The sequence below is a fragment of the Streptomyces roseoverticillatus genome (assembly GCF_000719265.1).
GTDB classification, from domain to species: domain Bacteria; phylum Actinomycetota; class Actinomycetes; order Streptomycetales; family Streptomycetaceae; genus Streptomyces; species Streptomyces roseoverticillatus.
Genome location: NZ_JOFL01000030.1, coordinates 34,822 through 52,049, shown reverse-complemented (window position 1 = coordinate 52,049; position 17,228 = coordinate 34,822). Strand labels below are relative to the sequence as shown.

The 17,228-nt window shown below is 72.4% G+C and carries 10 protein-coding genes; 2 read left to right on the top strand and 8 right to left on the bottom strand.

Annotation, left to right across the window (positions count from 1 at the left end):
- Positions 1-17: 17 nt before the first annotated feature.
- The 4 genes from IF61_RS0128030 to nsdA form a co-directional block, all read right to left on the bottom strand.
- Positions 18-2,447, bottom strand: coding sequence for a [protein-PII] uridylyltransferase (locus IF61_RS0128030; RefSeq protein ID WP_030369328.1), 2,430 nt, complete (start codon positions 2,445-2,447; stop codon positions 18-20).
- Positions 2,448-2,642: 195 nt separating this feature from the next.
- Positions 2,643-2,981: a P-II family nitrogen regulator gene (locus tag IF61_RS0128025; RefSeq protein ID WP_030369327.1), complete on the bottom strand. Its 339-nt coding sequence runs from the start codon at positions 2,979-2,981 to the stop codon at positions 2,643-2,645.
- Entirely contained in the window at positions 2,978-4,288 is a 1,311-nt protein-coding gene (locus tag IF61_RS0128020) for an ammonium transporter (RefSeq protein WP_030369326.1), read from the bottom strand. The genes IF61_RS0128025 and IF61_RS0128020 overlap by 4 nt, the downstream gene beginning before the upstream one ends.
- A gap of 429 nt (positions 4,289-4,717) precedes the next feature.
- Positions 4,718-6,208, bottom strand: coding sequence for a transcriptional repressor NsdA (gene nsdA / locus IF61_RS0128015; protein ID WP_030369325.1), 1,491 nt, complete (start codon positions 6,206-6,208; stop codon positions 4,718-4,720).
- Between the two features lie 473 nt (positions 6,209-6,681).
- Here nsdA and IF61_RS0128010 point away from each other — a divergent pair, with 473 nt between their 5' ends.
- Entirely contained in the window at positions 6,682-7,359 is a 678-nt protein-coding gene (locus tag IF61_RS0128010) for a bifunctional DNA primase/polymerase (protein WP_030369324.1), read from the top strand.
- Between the two features lie 190 nt (positions 7,360-7,549).
- Here IF61_RS0128010 and ftsY read toward each other — a convergent pair whose 3' ends face one another.
- The gene (gene ftsY, locus IF61_RS0128005) at positions 7,550-8,794 is read right to left on the bottom strand and encodes a signal recognition particle-docking protein FtsY (RefSeq protein WP_030369323.1); all 1,245 of its coding nucleotides are present in this window, start codon (positions 8,792-8,794) and stop codon (positions 7,550-7,552) included.
- A gap of 209 nt (positions 8,795-9,003) precedes the next feature.
- Between ftsY and IF61_RS0128000 the strand changes: the two genes are divergently transcribed.
- On the top strand, positions 9,004-10,488 hold the full coding sequence (locus tag IF61_RS0128000) for a purine-cytosine permease family protein (RefSeq protein ID WP_030369322.1): 1,485 nt from the start codon (positions 9,004-9,006) through the stop codon (positions 10,486-10,488).
- Between the two features lie 692 nt (positions 10,489-11,180).
- On the opposite strand, the gene IF61_RS0127995 is transcribed toward IF61_RS0128000, so the two are convergent.
- From IF61_RS0127995 to IF61_RS0127985, 3 genes are all read right to left on the bottom strand, one after another.
- Positions 11,181-12,599, bottom strand: a complete 1,419-nt coding sequence (locus IF61_RS0127995; protein WP_030369321.1) for a sugar porter family MFS transporter — start codon at positions 12,597-12,599, stop codon at positions 11,181-11,183.
- 226 nt (positions 12,600-12,825) lie between these two features.
- The gene (gene smc, locus IF61_RS0127990; protein WP_030369320.1) at positions 12,826-16,431 is read right to left on the bottom strand and encodes a chromosome segregation protein SMC; all 3,606 of its coding nucleotides are present in this window, start codon (positions 16,429-16,431) and stop codon (positions 12,826-12,828) included.
- A gap of 269 nt (positions 16,432-16,700) precedes the next feature.
- On the bottom strand, positions 16,701-16,907 hold the full coding sequence (locus tag IF61_RS0127985) for a hypothetical protein (protein ID WP_030369319.1): 207 nt from the start codon (positions 16,905-16,907) through the stop codon (positions 16,701-16,703).
- Between the last annotated feature and the right edge of the window lie 321 nt (positions 16,908-17,228).

Here is a 17,228-nt window from a genome sequence, read left to right as displayed (position 1 = left end):
GCACCCTCCCGGTCCGGTCAGCCGCCCAGCGCCTCCTCCGTCGCGCGAGCGATCGCGGAGGCGGCACGGGGCGTGAGCGCGGCCCCGTCCGGGCCGGTCACGTAGAACGCGTCCACCGCACTGGCCCCGAGCGTGCTCACGCGGGCGCTGCGCACCCAGACCCCCGCCTCGTCCAGGGCCCGGCCGATGCGGTGGAGGAGGCCGGGCTCGTCCTGGGCGCGGACCTCCAGGACCGTGGCCCCGTGCGAGGCCGCCGCGGCGACCGTCACGCTCGGCGGGGCGTGCACCACGCCCCGCCGGCGCCTGCTGTACGCGGCCTCGCGCTCGGCCAGGCGGGCCGGGATATCGAGGGAGCCGTCCAGGGCGCGCACGAGGTCGTTGCGCAGCCGGGCGGCTCCGGGCGGGGAGCCGTACTCGGCCGCCACCCGCCAGTTCAGCAGGAGCGCTCCGTCCACCGCGAGCAGGTCCGCGGCCCGTACGGTCAGCCGGTGCAGCGCCAGGACGCCGGCCGCCGCGGGCAGGACGCCGGGCTGGTCGGGGACGGCGATCCGCAGCTCCACGCCGACGGGGGCAGAGCCGCCTTCCCCGGCGGGCCCCGTGCCCTCCGGGCGGGACTCGAGCGTCACGGCCGGGGCGCCCGTACGGACGGCCTCGGCGGCCAGGCGGAGCGCCTCAGGCCCGGGAGGGGCGGGCACATGGGGCGCCGGGGCCCCGTCCCCCGCGAGGGCCGCCGCGGCCCGGCGGACCAGTTCGGCGACGAGCGACGCGCGCCAGCCGCTCCATGCGGCGGGCCCCGTGGCAAGGGCGTCGGCCTCGGTGAGGGCGTGCAGGAGCTCCAGCGTGACCGTGTCCGGTACGGCGTCGGTGACGGTGCGGACGGTCGCCGGGTCGGCGAGGTCGCGCCGGGTGGCGGTGTCGATCAGCAGGAGGTGGTGGCGGACGAGCGTGGCGAGGACCTCGGTGTCGGCGGCGTCGAAGCCGGTCCTGCGGGCGATGTCGCGTGCGAGGGCCTCGCCCGTGACGGAGTGGTCGCCGGGCAGCCCCTTGCCGATGTCGTGCAGCAGGGCGGCGACGAGCAGGAGGTCCGGGCGGCCGACCCGGCGCGTGAGGGCGGCGGCGCGGACGGCCGTCTCGACGAGGTGCCGGTCGACCGTCCACCGGTGGACGGCGTTGCGCTGGGGACGGCAGCGCACGTGCTCCCACTCGGGCAGCAGCGAGGAGATGATCCCCTCGGCTTCGAGGGCCTCCCAGACGGGCACGGTGGGCGGCCCCGCGCCGAGGAGGGTCACGAGCTGTTCTCGGGCCTCGGCGGGCCAGGGCTGCGGCATGGGGCCCGCCGAGGCGGCGAGGCGACGCACCGCATGAGGCGACAGCGGCAGGCCGGCCTGGGCCGCCGCCGCGGCCGCGCGGAGCGCCAGGACGGGGTCGCGCTCGGGCCGCGCGGTGCGGGCGAGCCCGGCCTCGCCGTCCTGCTCGACGACCCCGTCGGCGAGGGAGAGCCGCTCGACCTCGGCAAACCCGCCGCGGCCCCCGCGCCCGCCCAGGATGCGGCGCAGCCGTGGCCGCACGGAGCGGGCGCGCAGGACCCGGCCGACCTCGCGCCAGGTGATGTCCGCGGCGTAGGAGACCGTACGGGCGGCCTCGTACACGCCGTGCAGGAGGGCGTCGGCGTCGGCGAGGCCGAGGGCCTCGGCGACCTGGTCCTGCTCCTGGAGGGCGAGCCGGTCGGTGGCGCGCCCGGTGGTGAGGTGGAGGGCGTCGCGGACGTCGAGGAGGTGGGTGCGGGCGCGTTCGAGCCCGGCGCGGGGGGCGTCGGCGAGCCATGAGGCGGCGACGGCGCGCAGGGCGGTGGCGTCGCGGAGGCCGCCCCGTGCCTCTTTGAGGTCGGGTTCGAGGAGGAAGCGGAGCTCGCCCTGGTGCCGGGTGCGGTCCTCGCCGAGTTCGCGGAGTTCGGGGAGGCGGGTGGGGGCCTGGGCGCGCCAGTCCTCGTAGGCGGTGGCGCGCAGGGCCGCGGTGAGCTGTTCGTCGCCGCCGAGGTGGCGGGCGTCGAGGAGGCCGAGGTGGACCTTGAGGTCTCCGGCGGCGGTGCGGCGGGCCTCGGCGGGGGTGCGTACGGAGTGGTCGAGGGCGAGGCCCATGTCCCAGACGGGATACCAGACGCGGTCGGCGATGGCGGCGATCTTGGAGATGTCCGCGGTGCCGTCGTGGAGGAGGAGGACGTCGAGGTCGCTGCGGGGGGACAGTTCGCCGCGCCCGTAGCCGCCGACGGCGACGAGGGCGACTCCCCGGGTCTCGCCCAGCAGGGCGCCGAGCCACTGGTCGGTGAGCCGGGCGAGGGCGGCGCGGCGCGGCGGTCCGGTGAGCGCCCCCTGGTGCAGGAGGTGCAGCCGGGCCGCCGCGTAGCCGCCGGGCTCGGTGTCGGCGGGGCGGGTCTGCGGGCCGGTCAACTCGGCTCCCTTCGCGGCGTGCTGGCGGGTCGCGTCCAGCGGGGCGGATCTAGCGGGCCGGGTCCGGCGGACGGGCCCGCCGGACCCGGCCCCGGCCGTGGGGCCCGGTGGATCAGGTCCGGCCGGTGGGCGGGGTTGGTCGGGCCCGGGCAGATCAGGCCCGCCCTGTGGGGCCCGACGCGCCGGGCCCCCGGGTCAGATGGCGTCCGGGCCGCGCTCGCCGGTGCGTACGCGGACGACGGTCTCGACGGGGACGACCCAGACCTTGCCGTCACCGATCTTGCCGGTGTGGGCCTTCTTGACGATGACGTCGATGACGTCCTCGGCGTCGCTGTCCTCGACGAGGACCTCTATGCGGACCTTGGGGACGAGGTCGACCTGGTACTCGGCGCCGCGGTAGACCTCCGTGTGGCCGCGCTGGCGGCCGTAGCCACTTGCCTCGGTGACGGTCAGGCCCTGGATGCCGAAGGTGCGGAGGGCTTCCTTGATGTCGTCGACGCGGAAGGGCTTGACGACTGCGGTGATGAGCTTCATACGTCCACCTTCTTGTTCTGCGGCGTGCCCGCCTGGTCCGGCCCGGCCTGGTCCGGGGGGCCGGCCGGGCGCTGCGGGGCGGGCGCTGCGCTGCGGGCGACGGAGAAGGCCCCGGTGAGGTCGTAGGCGGTCTCGGCGTGGAAGGCCTGGTCGAGGCCGCCGACCTCGTCGTCCTCGGTGGCCCGGAAACCGATGGTCTTGTCCACGAGTTTGGCGAGGAGCCAGGAGACGGCGAACGAGTAGGCCATGACGGAGAAGGCCCCGGCGGCCTGCCGGCCGAGTTGCGTGGCGCCGCCGACTCCGTCGGTGGCGAGGAGGCCGACGAGGAGGGTGCCGATGACGCCGCCCACGAGGTGGACGCCGACGACATCGAGGGAGTCGTCGAAGCCGAACCTGAACTTCAGGCTGACGGCCCAGGAGCACACGGCACCGGCGACGACGCCGATGAGGAGGGCGCCGAAGGCGTTGACGGCGGCGCCCGAGGGGGTGATGGCCACGAGGCCCGCGACGGCGCCCGAGGCGGCGCCCAGGGTGGTGAAGGCCCCGTGCCGGATGCGCTCGTAGGCGAGCCATCCGAGCATGGCGGCGCCGGTGGCGACCTGGGTGTTCATGGCCATGTTGGCGGCGGTGCCGTTGGCGGCGAGCGCGGAGCCCGCGTTGAAGCCGAACCAGCCGAACCACAGCAGCCCCGTGCCGAGCACCACCAGCGGCAGGCTGTGCGGGCGCATGGGGTCCTTCTTGAAGCCGATGCGCTTGCCGACGACGAGGACTGCGGCGAGCGCGCCGATGCCCGCGTTGATGTGGACGGCGGTGCCGCCCGCGAAGTCGATCACCTTGAGCTTGAACAGCCAGCCGTCGGCCTGCCAGACCCAGTGGGCGACGGGGAAGTAGACGACGCTGACCCAGAGGGTGATGAACAGGGCCCAGGCGCTGAACTTCACGCGGTCGGCGAGCGCCCCGCTCATCAACGCGGGGGTGATCACGGCGAACATCAGCTGGAAGAGGGCGAAGGCGAAGACGGGAATGCCTTCCTTGCCTCCGGTCAGGGTCTCGGGGCCGATGCCCCTGAAGCCGATGTGGCCGAGGTCGCCGAGCAGTCCTGCGCCAACGTCATCGCCGAAGGCGAGCGAGTAGCCGAAGAGCACCCAGAGGACGGTGACGATGCCGAGCGAGACGAACGACATCATCAGCATGTTCAAGGCGCTCTTGACCCGCACCATGCCGCCGTAGAAGAAGGCCAGTCCCGGTGTCATCAGCATCACGAGTGCGGCACTGATCAATACGAATGCGGTATCCGCGCCATTCATGGTCGGTGTCTCCTCGAAGCAGCGGCCCGAGCGGGCCGGTTTTCGCCATGAGGTTGGCGCAGCGGGATTTCAGCCGATGAAGCTGCTTGTTTCGCCGCAGTGACGAAGGCGGCGGGAGTGTTACGCCCGGGTGAAGCGGACACGGCAGGTGCGTGATCGCCGCTACGCTCCGCCGCCTCCCCCGGGGTTACGGGGCCGGTGCTCCGGCGTGCGGAGCCGGTGCTCCCGGGGCATGGGGCCGGGCATGAGGCCAGGCACGGACCCAGGCATGAGGCGGGGCGCAGAGCAGGGCATGAGGCCAGGGACAGGGCCGGGCATGAGGCCGGATACAGGCCGGCCGCGGCGTCCGCCCGGGGTGACCTGGCATGGGGGAGCCGAGTCGGGTTGTTCGGGAGGATCACCGCGGCCGGGTAGAGGGGCCGGCAGGGGTCAGACCGCCTGGACGGCTTCCGCCGATTCCGGCAGGTGGACGGAGATCTGCTCGGTGAGGGCGAGGACTTCCGCGACATCCCCGTAATCGCGCACGGCGTTGCCGACGGTCTTGCGCAGGCGGTTGTTGACCCGCTCGGAGCGCACCTGCCTGGCGAGCTTGAGGGCCTTGCCGGCGAGGACGGTGGACTGCTCGGGCTCGCCCTCCATGAGGTGGACGGTGGCCATGCCGATGAGATTGAGCGCATACGACCGGTGGTGCTCGGTGTCCTGCGAGAAGAGCTCTACGGCGCGCTCCATCTTGGGCCGGGCGAGGGAGGCGTACGTGGGGCTGCGGCCGGCCACGTAGGCGAGATCGCGGTAGGAGTGGGCGTTCTCCGCGTTGAGCTCGGCCTCGGAGAAGAAGCGGATCCAGTCGGGGTCGCCTTCGCCGGAGGTGCAGTCGGAGAAGCAGTCCTCCGCCATGGTGACCGCGCGCTTGCACTTGGCGGGCTGGCCCATGTTGGCGTACGCACGGGCCTCCACGGCGTACAGCATCGCATGGGTGCGCGAGGTGGCCGTTTCGCGGGCTCCGTACTGGCCGAGGTGGATGAGCTCCAGGGCATCCTCGGGGCGGCCCAGGTGGATCATCTGGCGGCCCATGCTGGAGAGGATGTACGCGCCGAGGGAGCGGTCTCCGGCCTCCTTGGCGGCGTGGAGCGCAAGGACGAAGTACTTCTGCGCGGTGGGGTGCAGGCCGATGTCGTAGCTCATCCAGCCGGCGAGCTCGGCCAGCTCTGCGGCGGCCTTGAACAGCCGCTTGGAGGTGGCCTCGGGCTGGGGCTCCTGGAGCAGGTCGGTGACCTCGTGGAGCTGGCCGACGACGGCCTTGCGGCGCAGGCCGCCGCCGCACTGGGCGTCCCACTGGCGGAACATCATCGTCGTCGACTCGAGGAGGTCGAGCTCGGGGCCGGAGAGGCGGCCCGGCCGCGAGCGCTCCTGCGACAGCGGGCCGGAGCCGTCCTTGCCGCCGGAGCCGGGGGCCAGCCAGCGCTGCATGGGCTCGATGAGCGAGGGGCCCGCGGAGAGGGCGAGCGAGGCGCCGAGGAAGCCGCGCCGTGCGAGCATCAGGTCGCTGCGGGAGAACTCGCTGATCAGCTCGACGGTCTGCGGGCCCGCCCAGGGCAGGTCGACGCCGGAGACGGACGGGGACTGGTGGGCCGCCCGCAGGCCGATGTCTTCGATGCCGACGACGCAACCGAAGCGCTCGGAGAACAGCTCGGAGAGGATCTTCGGGATGGGCTCGCGCGGCTGCTCGCCGTCCAGCCAGCGGCGCACGCGCGAGGTGTCCGTGCTGATGTGATGGGCGCCCAACTGCCGCGCCCTGCGGTTGACCTGGCGCGCCAGCTCGCCCTTGGACCATCCGCTGCGCAGGAACCAGGAGCCCAACTGCTCGTTGGGGCGCTTGTCAGCCTTCTCGGCACCGCCAGCGCCGCTGCCGTTGCTGCCCACCTGGAAGCCCCCATCCCGAACTCTGCTGTCTGTGCGTGAACCGTGTGAACCACCCACAGCTTGCCGCTTCTTGCGGCTCTCCGTGTGGCGATGCGCCCCCGGCCGCAAGGAATTCCGGCCGGGCGACGAGACGGTCCATGCCTCCGGCATACCCACCGGTGGGGCACATCTCCCATGGGTTCGTGCACCGAAAGTAATCCTACGATCACTGCTGAGGCGAGGGCAGTCCAGTAAACGCCACCATTCGCCACCCCAAGGAATGAACTCGGCCGCGCCGCCACGCGATTGACTTGACACCGGACGATCAGGGAGGGCCCGGAGAGGAGGTGGATCGGTGCACGCTCCGGCGCACGTCCGGCCCCGCACCACCGGCCGCACACCATCACACCGCCCCCTGAAGGGATTCGGCAACGGTCCGTGTTCGAGACACTCCGACTCGTAACCATCCGCGAGCACGACCCGTTGGAGGGGGCATGGGCTTCACAATCGGCGGCATCCGGGACCTGCGCTCCGCCTCTCGGCGCCGCGGACGCGCGTCCGAGTGCGTGACGACGGTGGCGGAGTACACCGGCCTGTGGGGGTGGGATGTGGTGCCCGGCGCCCGCGCCTCCCGGGCGGGGCGTCCGTCGGGCGCGGTCTGCTCGTGCGGTGCCGGCGACTGCCCCTCTCCCGGCGCCCACCCGCTCTCCTTCGCCCCGCCGGTGCCCGCGGGCGCCACGCTGGATGCCGCCGCGGCCGCATGGGCCGAGGTGCCGGGCGCCGCCGTGCTGCTGCCCGTGGGGCGCTCCTTCGACGTCCTGGAGGTCGCCGAGGCGGCCGGGCGGCACGCTCTGGTCCGGCTGGAGCGCATGGGACTGCCGCTCGGGCCCGTGGCGCTCACGCCGGACAGTCGGGCGCTGTTCTTCGTCGCCCCGGGCGCCGCGCAGGAGCTCCCCCAGCTGCTCTACCGGATGGGGTGGGACGACGCCCGGCTCGACCTGCGCTGCATGGGGCCCGGCGAGCACGTCACCGCGCCCCCCTCGGACCACGCCGGCCTGGGCCCCATGCGCTGGCTCCGCCCGCCCACTCTGGACACCGCGGGGCGCCCCCCGCAGGCCCGGCTGCTCCTCGGCACCCTCGCCTATGTGTGCCACCGGTCGGCGGCGTCCTGAGCCCTGGCGGCCGCGCCCCCGGCCCGCCCCGTACGAAAGGGCCCCTTTCGCAGCTGCACCTGCGAAAGGGGCCCTTTCTCGGCTTGGCCGGCACCGGGGCCGGGAACGCGGCGCACGCGCCTGTCGAACCGCCGGCCCGGCGCCCGGCCGGAACCCCGGCTGATCGCCGTCCGGCGCGCGACGCGGCGCGTCAGTCGCCGATGAGCGCGTCGACGAAGGCCTCGGGCTCGAACGGCGCGAGGTCGTCCGCGCCCTCGCCGAGACCGACGAGCTTCACGGGCACGCCCAGCTCGCGCTGGACGGCCACGACGATGCCGCCCTTGGCGGTGCCGTCGAGCTTCGTGAGGACGATGCCGGTGATGTTGACGACCTCGCCGAAGACACGCGCCTGCACGAGGCCGTTCTGACCGGTGGTGGCGTCCAGGACGAGCAGCACCTCGTCGACCGAGCCGTGCTTCTCGACGACCCGCTTGACCTTGCCGAGCTCGTCCATGAGGCCGGTCTTGGTGTGGAGCCGGCCGGCGGTGTCGATCAGGACGACGTCGGCGTTCTCGGCGATGCCCTCCTTGACCGCGTCGAAGGCGATCGACGCCGGGTCGCCGCCCTCAGGTCCGCGGACCGTGCGGGCGCCGACGCGCTCGCCCCAGGTCTGCAGCTGGTCGGCCGCGGCGGCACGGAAGGTGTCGGCCGCACCCAGGACGACGGACTTGCCGTCGGCGACGAGCACGCGGGCGAGCTTGCCCGTGGTGGTGGTCTTGCCGGTGCCGTTGACGCCGACGACCATGACGACGCCGGGCTTCTCCTCGCCGTTCACGCCCACGCCGGGCTCGGTGTGGACGGAGCGGTCGGCGTCGGTGCCGATGAGGGTGAGCAGCTCCTCGCGGAGCAGGGCGCGCAGTTCCTCGGGGGTGCGGGTGCCGAGCACCTTGACGCGCTCACGGAGGCGCTCGACGAGCTCCTGCGTGGGGGCGACGCCGACGTCGGCGGTCAGCAGGGTGTCCTCGATCTCCTCCCACGTGTCCTCGTCGAGGTGCTCGCGGGACAGCAGGGTCAGCAGACCCTTGCCGAGGGAGTTCTGGGAACGGGACAGCCTCGTGCGCAGCCGCACGAGGCGGCCGGCGGTGGGCTCGGGCACCTCGATCGCGGGCGCGGCGGGCGCCTCGGGCTCGGCCGGGGCGGCGGGCGCCTCGGGGGCCGCTTCGGCGGCCGGTGCCTCGGCGGCCGGGAGCTCGACCTCCTCCACGGTCCGGCGCGGCTCGGCGCTCGGGGGCTCGGCCTCCTCGCCTACGTGGGGCTCGGCGGGCGGCGCGGTGACGGACGGGCTGCTCGGCGGGGCCGGGGGCAGCTGCTTCTTCTTACGGCTGCTGACCACGAGCCCGCTGATCGCGCCGAGCGCGACCACAGCGATGACTACAGCAAGGATGACGATTTCCATAACGCCCCCAGTATCGGACACCGCGCCGTCGGTCGGCGGTCTCCACGAGTGACGTGCGCGTTTATGGATTCCTCCAAGGACTAATCGCCCCAATGGGCTAAAGTTGGAGCAAAGTACGATGGCGTGGGGCTGCGCGACGCGCGTAGAGTCCCCCAAGACCTTTTCTGCCCCGGCCTCCCGCCCCGCTTCACCCGCACGGAGCCCCCCACATGGACAACGCGTCCAACCTGTCCACCGCCGAATCCGGCGGCGCGATAGAGACCCGCGGTATCGAGCCCGTTCCGGATCACGAGCGTCACGGCCGGGTCCGTGAGCTCTTCCCGACCTGGGTCGCCGCCAACATCAGCGTGCTGCTGCTCACCATGGGCGCGGCCCTGGTGGTCTTCAACAAACTGAACTTCTGGCAGGTCCTGATCGTCGCCGCATGCGCCGCGCTCGCGTCGTTCGGCATGGTCGGCGTCCTGTCGGTCTCCGGCAAGTGGGGCGGCGCGCCGGGCGCGATGCTCTCCCGCGCGACGTTCGGCGTCCGCGGAAACCTCTTCCCGGGCGCGATCCTGTGGGTCGCGCGCTTCGGGTGGGAGACGATCAACGCGGTCACCGGCGCCTACGCCGTGCTGACCGTTCTCGACCTGGTCTTCGGGATCAAGAGCAACACCCCGCTGATCGTCGTCACGCTCTTCGCGTTCGTCGCGTGCACGTTCCTGGTGAGCGGCATGGGGCGCAAGGCGCTCAACGTGTGCAACAAGTGGTCGACGTACCTCTTCGGCATCTTCAGCGTCCTGGTGCTCGTCTACCTGATCGCCAACATCAAGTGGGACGACGTCTTCTCCAAGCCGGCCGGCACCACGGCGATGATGATCGCCGGTATCGGCACCATCGCCGCCGGCGGTATCAGCTGGGTGCCCACCGGCCCCGACTTCGCGCGCTACCTGCCGCACGCGGCATCCGGCAAGAAGATCGTCGGTGCGACCCTCTCCGGTGCGGGCATCGTGATGGTCCCCATGGTCCTCATGGGCGGGGTCATGGCCGTCGCCACCCCCGACCTGGCCGAGGCCCCCGACCCGGTCTCCTTCCTCGGCGACATCCTGCCGACCTGGCTGGCCGTCCCGTACCTGATCACCGCCATCGTGGGCATGCTGCTGATCAACAGCCTCTCGATGTACTCGGCCGGCTTCACCGCCCAGACGATGGGCGTCAAGCTGCCCCGCGCCATGGCCGTCAGCATCAACGCCGTCATCTCGCTGGTCGGCGGTCTGCTGCTGATGCTGGTCGCGAAGAGCTTCCTCAGCTCCTTCATCACCTTCCTGATCCTGCTCGCGGTCTCCTTCTCCGCCTGGATCGGCGTCTACGCGGTCGACATGGCGCGCCGCAAGTCCCGCGCCGTGCGGTACGACGCGGAGGCCCTCATGGACACCGGCCGCACCAGCCGCTACTGGTACGTGGGCGGCTTCTGCTGGCAGGCGATGACCGCCTGGGCGGTCGCGCTGGCCGCGGGCATCTGCTTCACCCAGTGCGACTGGTTCACCGGCCCGCTGGCGTCGACGTTCATCGGCAAGTACGGGCTGGGCTGGGCCGCCACGATCGCCATCTCGGCACTGATCATGGCTGTGCTGCCGGCGCCGCGTGAGGTTCCCGCGGCGGACGCGGCGGGTGCCACCGCCGACGACTCGGAGCGGGTGAAGGTCGGCGCCTGACGCGCCACTGTTCCCTGCACGAGGGCGCCCCCACTGCTGCGGCGGTGGGGGCGCCCTCGTTTTGTGCCGGTGCCGGTGCCGGTGCCGGTGGCTCCATGCGGTGCCAGGGGCTCCATGCGGTGCGACTGTGCGCCGCGGCAGCCGGACGGGCCGGCGGCGCCTCATGCCGGCGCCTGTGGCGGGCCGCCGGGCGGCGTGTACGACGGAGCGGTGGGGGTTACGGCGCTGCCGTTGCACGAGCTTGTACGCGTTGCAGCCGGCGCCACGGTGCCGGAAGGCATGCGGCGGAGCCGCTTCGTACGAGCGCCGGGCATGAGGCCTGCTGCTCGCCGCCCGTGCCGAGCTGCGCGCGGCGGCGGGCGGTGCATGAGGCGGGCAGTGCATGCAGGGCTGCATGGGGCGGCCCCATGCAGCGCTTCGTGCGGCGCCTCATGCCCCGGCCCCATGCTCCGCCTCGTGCGGACAGGTCCGTCCCCGTCGGGCCCCTCAGGCCGCGGCCTGTCGTCCGCGGCGGCGTCAGCTCTTCCGGACGGTTCTCGCCCGCCTTGGGGCGCCGGACCGCCGCATGAGGCGGCGCCTGAGGCGGCCACCCGCCCCCGCCTCAGGCGGCATCCCCGTACGCAAACAGGACGCTGCCCCGGCTCGTCGGTGAGCCGGGGCAGCGTCCTGTTGAGGAGTGGGCGGCGGGGGGGTTAGCCCATCTCCTCCAACGCCTTGCCCTTCGTCTCCTTCACGTACTTGAGCACGAAGGGGATGGAGAGCACGGCGAAGACCGCGTAGATGACGTACGTACCGGAGAGGTTCCAGTCCGAGAGGCTCGGGAAGCTCGCGGTGATGGCCCAGTTGGCGATCCACTGCGCGGAGGCGGCGACGCCGAGTGCCGCGGCGCGGATGCGGTTGGGGAACATCTCGCCGAGGAAGACCCAGACCACGACGCCCCACGAGAGGGCGAAGAAGAGCACGAAGGCGTGCGCCGCGATCAGGGCGACCGTGCCCTGCGCGGTGGGCAGGGAGCCGTCGCCGGCCTGTGCGGAGAAGGCCCAGGCCTCGAGGGCGAGGGAGATGGCCATACCGGCGGAGCCGACGAGGGCGAGCGGCTTGCGGCCGACGCGGTCGACGAAGATCATCGCGATCACGGTGCCGACGATGTTGATGATCGACGTGGTGAACGAGTAGAGGAACGAGTCGCTCGGGTCGATGCCGACGGACTGCCACAGGGTGGCCGAGTAGTAGAAGGCCACGTTGATGCCGACGAGCTGCTGGAAGACCGACAGGCCGATGCCGACCCAGACGATGGGCAGGAAGCCCGCCTTGCCGCCGATGAGGTCCTTGAAGGTGGACTTCTCCTCGCTGTGCATCGCGAGTTCGATCTCGGCGACGCGCTTGTCGAGGTCGACGCTGTGGCCCTCGACGTCGGCGAGGACGGCCTTCGCCTTGTCGATCTTGCCGACGGAGATCAGGAAGCGGGGCGACTCGGGGATCGCGAAGGAGAGCAGACCGTAGAGGACGGCCGGGACGACCATGACGCCGAGCATCAGCTGCCAGGCCTCGATGCCCATGACGTGACCGCGCTGGTCGCCGTCGGCGAGGTTGAGGACGCCCCAGTTGACGAGCTGGGAGATGGCGATGCCGACGACGATCGCGGCCTGCTGGAAGGAGCCGAGGCGGCCGCGGTAGGCGGGCGGGGAGACCTCGGCGATGTAGGCCGGGCCGATGACGGAGGCCATGCCGATGGCGATGCCGCCGAGGACGCGCCAGAAGGCGAGGTCCCACAGGGCGAACGGCAGGGCGGAGCCGACGGCGCTGATCGTGAAGAGCGTCGCGGAGATCTGCATGACGCGGATGCGGCCTATGCGGTCCGCGAGCCGGCCCGCGGTGGCGGCGCCGATCGCGCAGCCGATGAGGGCGATGGCGATGACCTGGGCCAGGGCTGCGGAGCCGATGTCGTACTTCCCGCGAATGCCCTCGACGGCACCGTTGATCACGGAGCTGTCGTAGCCGAAGAGAAAGCCACCCATGGCCGCGGCCGCGGTGATGAAGATGACATGCCCGAGGTGGTCCGGCTGGGCCTTGCGGCCCTCGGACCCCTGCGCCGTCGCAGTGCTGGTCAACGTGTACTCCTGAGGCCCGGCGGCACTGCCGGGCGTGGGGGGGGGCTGGCCCTTCAAGTGGGGCACAGGACTTGGGGCCCCACCACTTGAAGGTATTAGCAACGCTGCAGACCCTATGTCTTCATTTTCTTAAGTCAATAGGTCGTAACCAAGAAGTTTCCTGCAGGCATCTCACAGGTTGAGTTCAACACTTGAAGAAGTGAAGTAGCCGACAGGGATAACAAGATCAACGCAGTCGCTGGCTGATCACCTTGGACACGCCGTCGCCCTGCATCGAGACGCCGTACAGGGCGTCGGCGACCTCCATCGTCCGCTTCTGGTGCGTGATCACGATCAGCTGCGAGCTCTCCTGCAGCTCCTTCATGATCCCGATCAGCCGCTGGAGGTTGGTGTCGTCCAGCGCCGCCTCGACCTCGTCCATCACGTAGAACGGGCTCGGCCGCGCCTTGAAGATCGCGACCAGCAGCGCCACGGCGGTCAGGGAGCGCTCGCCGCCCGACAGCAGCGACAGGCGCTTGACCTTCTTGCCCGGCGGGCGCGCCTCGACGTCCACGCCGGTGGCCAGCATGTCGTCCGGGTCGGTCAGGACGAGCCGCCCCTCGCCCCCGGGGAAGAGGCGGGAGAAGACGCCCTCGAACTCGCGGGCCGTGTCCCGGTACGCCTCGGTGAAGACCTCCTCGACGCGCTTGTCGACGTCCTTGACAACCTGGAGCAGGTCGCTGCGGGTCTTCTTGAGGTCCTCCAGCTGCTCGGAGAGGAACTGGTGGCGCTCCTCCAGCGCCGCGAACTCCTCCAGGGCGAGCGGGTTGACCTTGCCCAGCTGCTGGTAGGCGCGCTCGGCGGACCGCAGCCGCTTCTCCTGCTCTTCGCGGACGTACGGGGCGGGCCGGTTCCTGGGGTGGTCCGGGTCCTCCGGCAGTTCCTCGCCCTCGGCCGGCGGGGACGGCGGTACGGGCTGGTCCGGCCCGTACTCCGCGACCAGGCCCGCGGGTTCGACGCCGAGTTCCTCCAGGGCCCTTGCCTCCAGCTGCTCGATGCGCAGCCGCTTCTCCGCGCCGAGCACTTCGCCCTTGTGCACCGAGTCGGTGAGCTTGTCCAGCTCGCCCTTCAGCTCGCGGCCCCGGTTGCGCTCGGCGACGAGCTCCCGCTCCCGGACGGACTTCGCCTCCTCCGCGTGGCGCCTCTCCTCGTCGGCGCGCACGAGGGAGACCTCGACGTGCGCGAGGAGCTGCCGGGCGCCGGACGCGACGGCCGCGGCGACCCGGGCCTCATGCTGCAGCCTGAGGCGGCGCTGCTCCGCTCGGGCGCGGGCCTCGCGCTCGGCGCGGGCCGCGCGGTCCAGGCCGTCCGCCCGGCCCGCGAGGGCCTTGACGCGCTCCTCGTGCGTACGGACCTGGAGCCGCGCCTCCATCTCGGTCTGCCGGGCGTTGGCGCCGTCGGCGGCGAGCCGGTCCCGTACGGAGGTGTCGGGCTCGCCGGCTCCCTCCCCCGGGGCGGCCTCCTCGGCCACGGCCAGCCGTTCGGCGAGCTCCTCGGCTTCTTCACCGGCCCGCGCGAGGGCCTCCTCGGCGCGGGTCACGGCCGCGGCGGTCCGGCCGGCCTCGTCGGCCGCGGCGCGCGCCTGCCCGCCGAGCCGACCGAGGGCCTGAGCGACCTGGGACTTCTCCCGGTCGGCGGCGCTGCGCAGGGCGGCCAGCTCCTCCACGCGTGCGGCGCACTCGGCGCGCCGTGCGGCGGCGTCGCGCTGGGCGGTCTGCAGGACGGCGCACCGTGCGTCCAGGTCGGCCAGTTCGGCGGTGGCCTCGTCGACGGCCGCCTGGACCTCCAGGAGGCTCGGTGCGCCGCCGGAGCCGCCCTGGGCGAAGTGGGCCCCGAGAAGGTCGCCTTCGGCGGTCACGGCGACCGCCCCGGGACGCTCGGCGACCAGTTCTTCGGCGTCTTCCAGCGTCGCGACGACCATGACGTCGCGCAGCAGGGCACGGACGGCGCCGACGACGGGGGCGGGGCCGTCGACGAGTTCGAGGGCGGGGCGGGGCCCGCATGGGGCGGCGCCCTGCGGGCCCCGTGCGGGCGACGGCACGGGGCCGTCACTCTGCGCCGCGCCACGTTCCAGGCCCGGTGCCACCACGAGCGCCGCCCGCCCCGCGTCCTGTTTACGGAGCAGCCTCAGCGCCTCGGCAGCCGTGGCGGTGTCCGTGACCGCGAGTGCGTCGGCGGCGGCTCCGAGAGCGGCGGCGACCGGCAGTTCGTATCCGGGCGCGACGGTCAGCAGTGCGGCTGCCGGGCCCAGCAGTCCGGACAAACGATCCTGCGCGGCCAGCAACGCCCCCGTGCCGTCCTTGCGGCGCAGCCCCAGGGCGAGCGCGTCGCGGCGTGCGCCGGTGGCCGCACGGCGGCGTTCGATGGCGGTGGCCTCCTCGCGGGCCTCGGTCAGTGCGGCTTCCGCTGCCGTGAGTTCCGCCTTGGCGGCCTCGTGCCTGCTCGCCAGTTCGGCGTCCCCGGCGTCGAGCCCCGCGACTTCCGCCTGCTGCCGCTCGTACTCCTCCTGAGCGGCGGCCGCGCGCTCCCGGGCTTCGTCGCGCGCGGTGACCAGCCGGTCGATCTCGGACTGTGCGGAGGCGGCGCGGCTACGGGCGGCGGTGACGCGTCCCTGGAGCCGGGCGAGCTCCTCGCGGTGATCGGCGATGGCCCGGGCGGCGTCCCTGAGGCGGCGTTCCTCGTCCGCCAGCTGCCGCTCCAGGGCGGCACGGTGCTCGCTGGTGTCCTCCAGGGCGCGGCTCGCCGCCTCCAGGGCGGCCTCCAGTTCGGCCTCCTGCTCGCGGATGCGGGCCGCCTCGCGCTCCAGGTCCTCCGGGTCGCGGCCGCGCCGTTCCTCGGCAGGGGCGGACGTCGCGCTGGTGACGCGCGCGTCGGCGAGGCCGATCGTGCCCCGTACCCGCTCTGCGAGGCGGGAGAGCTCGTACCAGGTCTGCTGGGCGCCGGCCAGGCGCGGGGTGAGCGCCCGCACCTGCTCCTCCAGGGCCGCCTCACGCTGGAGCGCGGTCTGCATCTCGGCCTCGGCGGCGTCCTTGCGGGCCTTGAGCGCGGCCTCGTCCGCGAGTTCGGTGCGCAGCGCCTCCCGGAGGGTCACGAGGTCGTCGGCGAGGAGCCTCAGACGGGCGTCGCGCAGGTCGGCTTGGATGACGGCGGCGCGGCGGGCGACCGCGGCCTGCCGGCCGAGCGGCTTGAGCTGCCGCCGCAGTTCGTCGGTGAGGTCCTGGACGCGGGCGAGGTTGGCGCGCATCGCGTCGAGCTTGCGGAGCGCCTTCTCCTTGCGCTTGCGGTGCTTGAGGACGCCCGCCGCCTCTTCGATGAAGGCCCGGCGGCCGGCCGGGTCGGCGTGCAGGACGGAGTCGAGCTGTCCCTGGCCGACGATGACGTGCATCTCGCGGCCGATGCCGGAGTCCGAGAGGAGCTCCTGGATGTCGAGGAGCCGGCAGGTGTCGCCGTTGAGCTGGTACTCGCTGCCCCCGTTGCGGAACATGATCCGCGTGATGGTGACCTCGGCGTAGTCGATCGGCAGGGCGCCGTCGGAGTTGTCGATCGTGAGGGAGACCTCGGCGCGGCCCAGCGGCGGGCGGCCGGTCGTCCCGGCGAAGATCACGTCTTCCATCTTGCCGCCGCGCAGGGACTTGGCCCCCTGCTCGCCCATGACCCAGGAGAGGGCGTCGACGACATTGGACTTGCCGGAGCCGTTGGGCCCCACGACGCAGGTGATCCCGGGCTCGAAGCGCAGGGTCGTCGCGGAGGCGAAGGATTTGAACCCCCGCAGGGTCAGGCTCTTGAGGTGCACGCGGAAGGACTCTACCGCCCGGCCCTCTCCGGGCACCGTCCCGGACGGGGTGCTGGCGCGCCGTGCCGCCGCAAAGGGTTTCACCCGGGAAGGGGCAGGGCACATCAGTCGTTAAGAGCGCACCGAAAAGTGGGAAAAAATAGCCGCAATCACTGGAAATACCGCGACCATATGATGATCGGAAATGACGAAGGGACGCCGAAGCGTCCCTTGCAACTCTCAAGCGGCTGACAGTGCAGCCCGACCGGCCCCCGGGGCAGGGCCTCCGGTCAGGCGAGCGCAGGCTCCGCCTTGGAAACGTCGATGCTGTCGAGCAGCGAGTCGCCGTGGTGAGCGGCGGCAGACAGCGCGTCATTCTCGGCCTGCATCCGGATGAGCTCGGATTCGAGGTCCTGGACACGCTGCTGAAGCCGTCGCATCTCGGCGAGGACTCGGGGGTCGGAGCCGCCGACGTAACCGAGAAGCGCCTTTGCCATGATGGATGGTCCTCCACACTGAGTGACCGACCGAAGCGGTGTGGGTCGTGAGGGATTCGCACCCGCGGTGTCTGCCATCGCTACTGCAGTCTTCAATGCCAAACAGCTAAGGTGCGCGGGGCTTCCAGAGTCTCACCAAAAGGTTTGACGGTCAACACGATCACACCCCGTATCCGCGGGCGTCCCAGGGGGTGCGGCGGTAGGTGCGCGGCGCCGAACTCTGCCGGGGCCCGAAGGGGCATGGAGATCATCCGTTGCCTCGCAGCCTTCCACGCTGGGACCGTCTTGGCAACCATCAGGGAATTTCTGCCCTTCGCATAT

Coding starts and splice junctions, on each gene's coding strand:
- IF61_RS0127985 (WP_030369319.1), bottom strand. CDS start 16,907: ATGGCAAAGGCGCTTCTCGGTTACGTCGGCGGCTCCGACCCCCGAGTC.
- IF61_RS0128010 (WP_030369324.1), top strand. CDS start 6,682: ATGGGCTTCACAATCGGCGGCATCCGGGACCTGCGCTCCGCCTCTCGG.
- ftsY (WP_030369323.1), bottom strand. CDS start 8,794: ATGGAAATCGTCATCCTTGCTGTAGTCATCGCTGTGGTCGCGCTCGGC.
- IF61_RS0128020 (WP_030369326.1), bottom strand. CDS start 4,288: ATGAATGGCGCGGATACCGCATTCGTATTGATCAGTGCCGCACTCGTG.
- IF61_RS0128000 (WP_030369322.1), top strand. CDS start 9,004: ATGGACAACGCGTCCAACCTGTCCACCGCCGAATCCGGCGGCGCGATA.
- IF61_RS0128025 (WP_030369327.1), bottom strand. CDS start 2,981: ATGAAGCTCATCACCGCAGTCGTCAAGCCCTTCCGCGTCGACGACATC.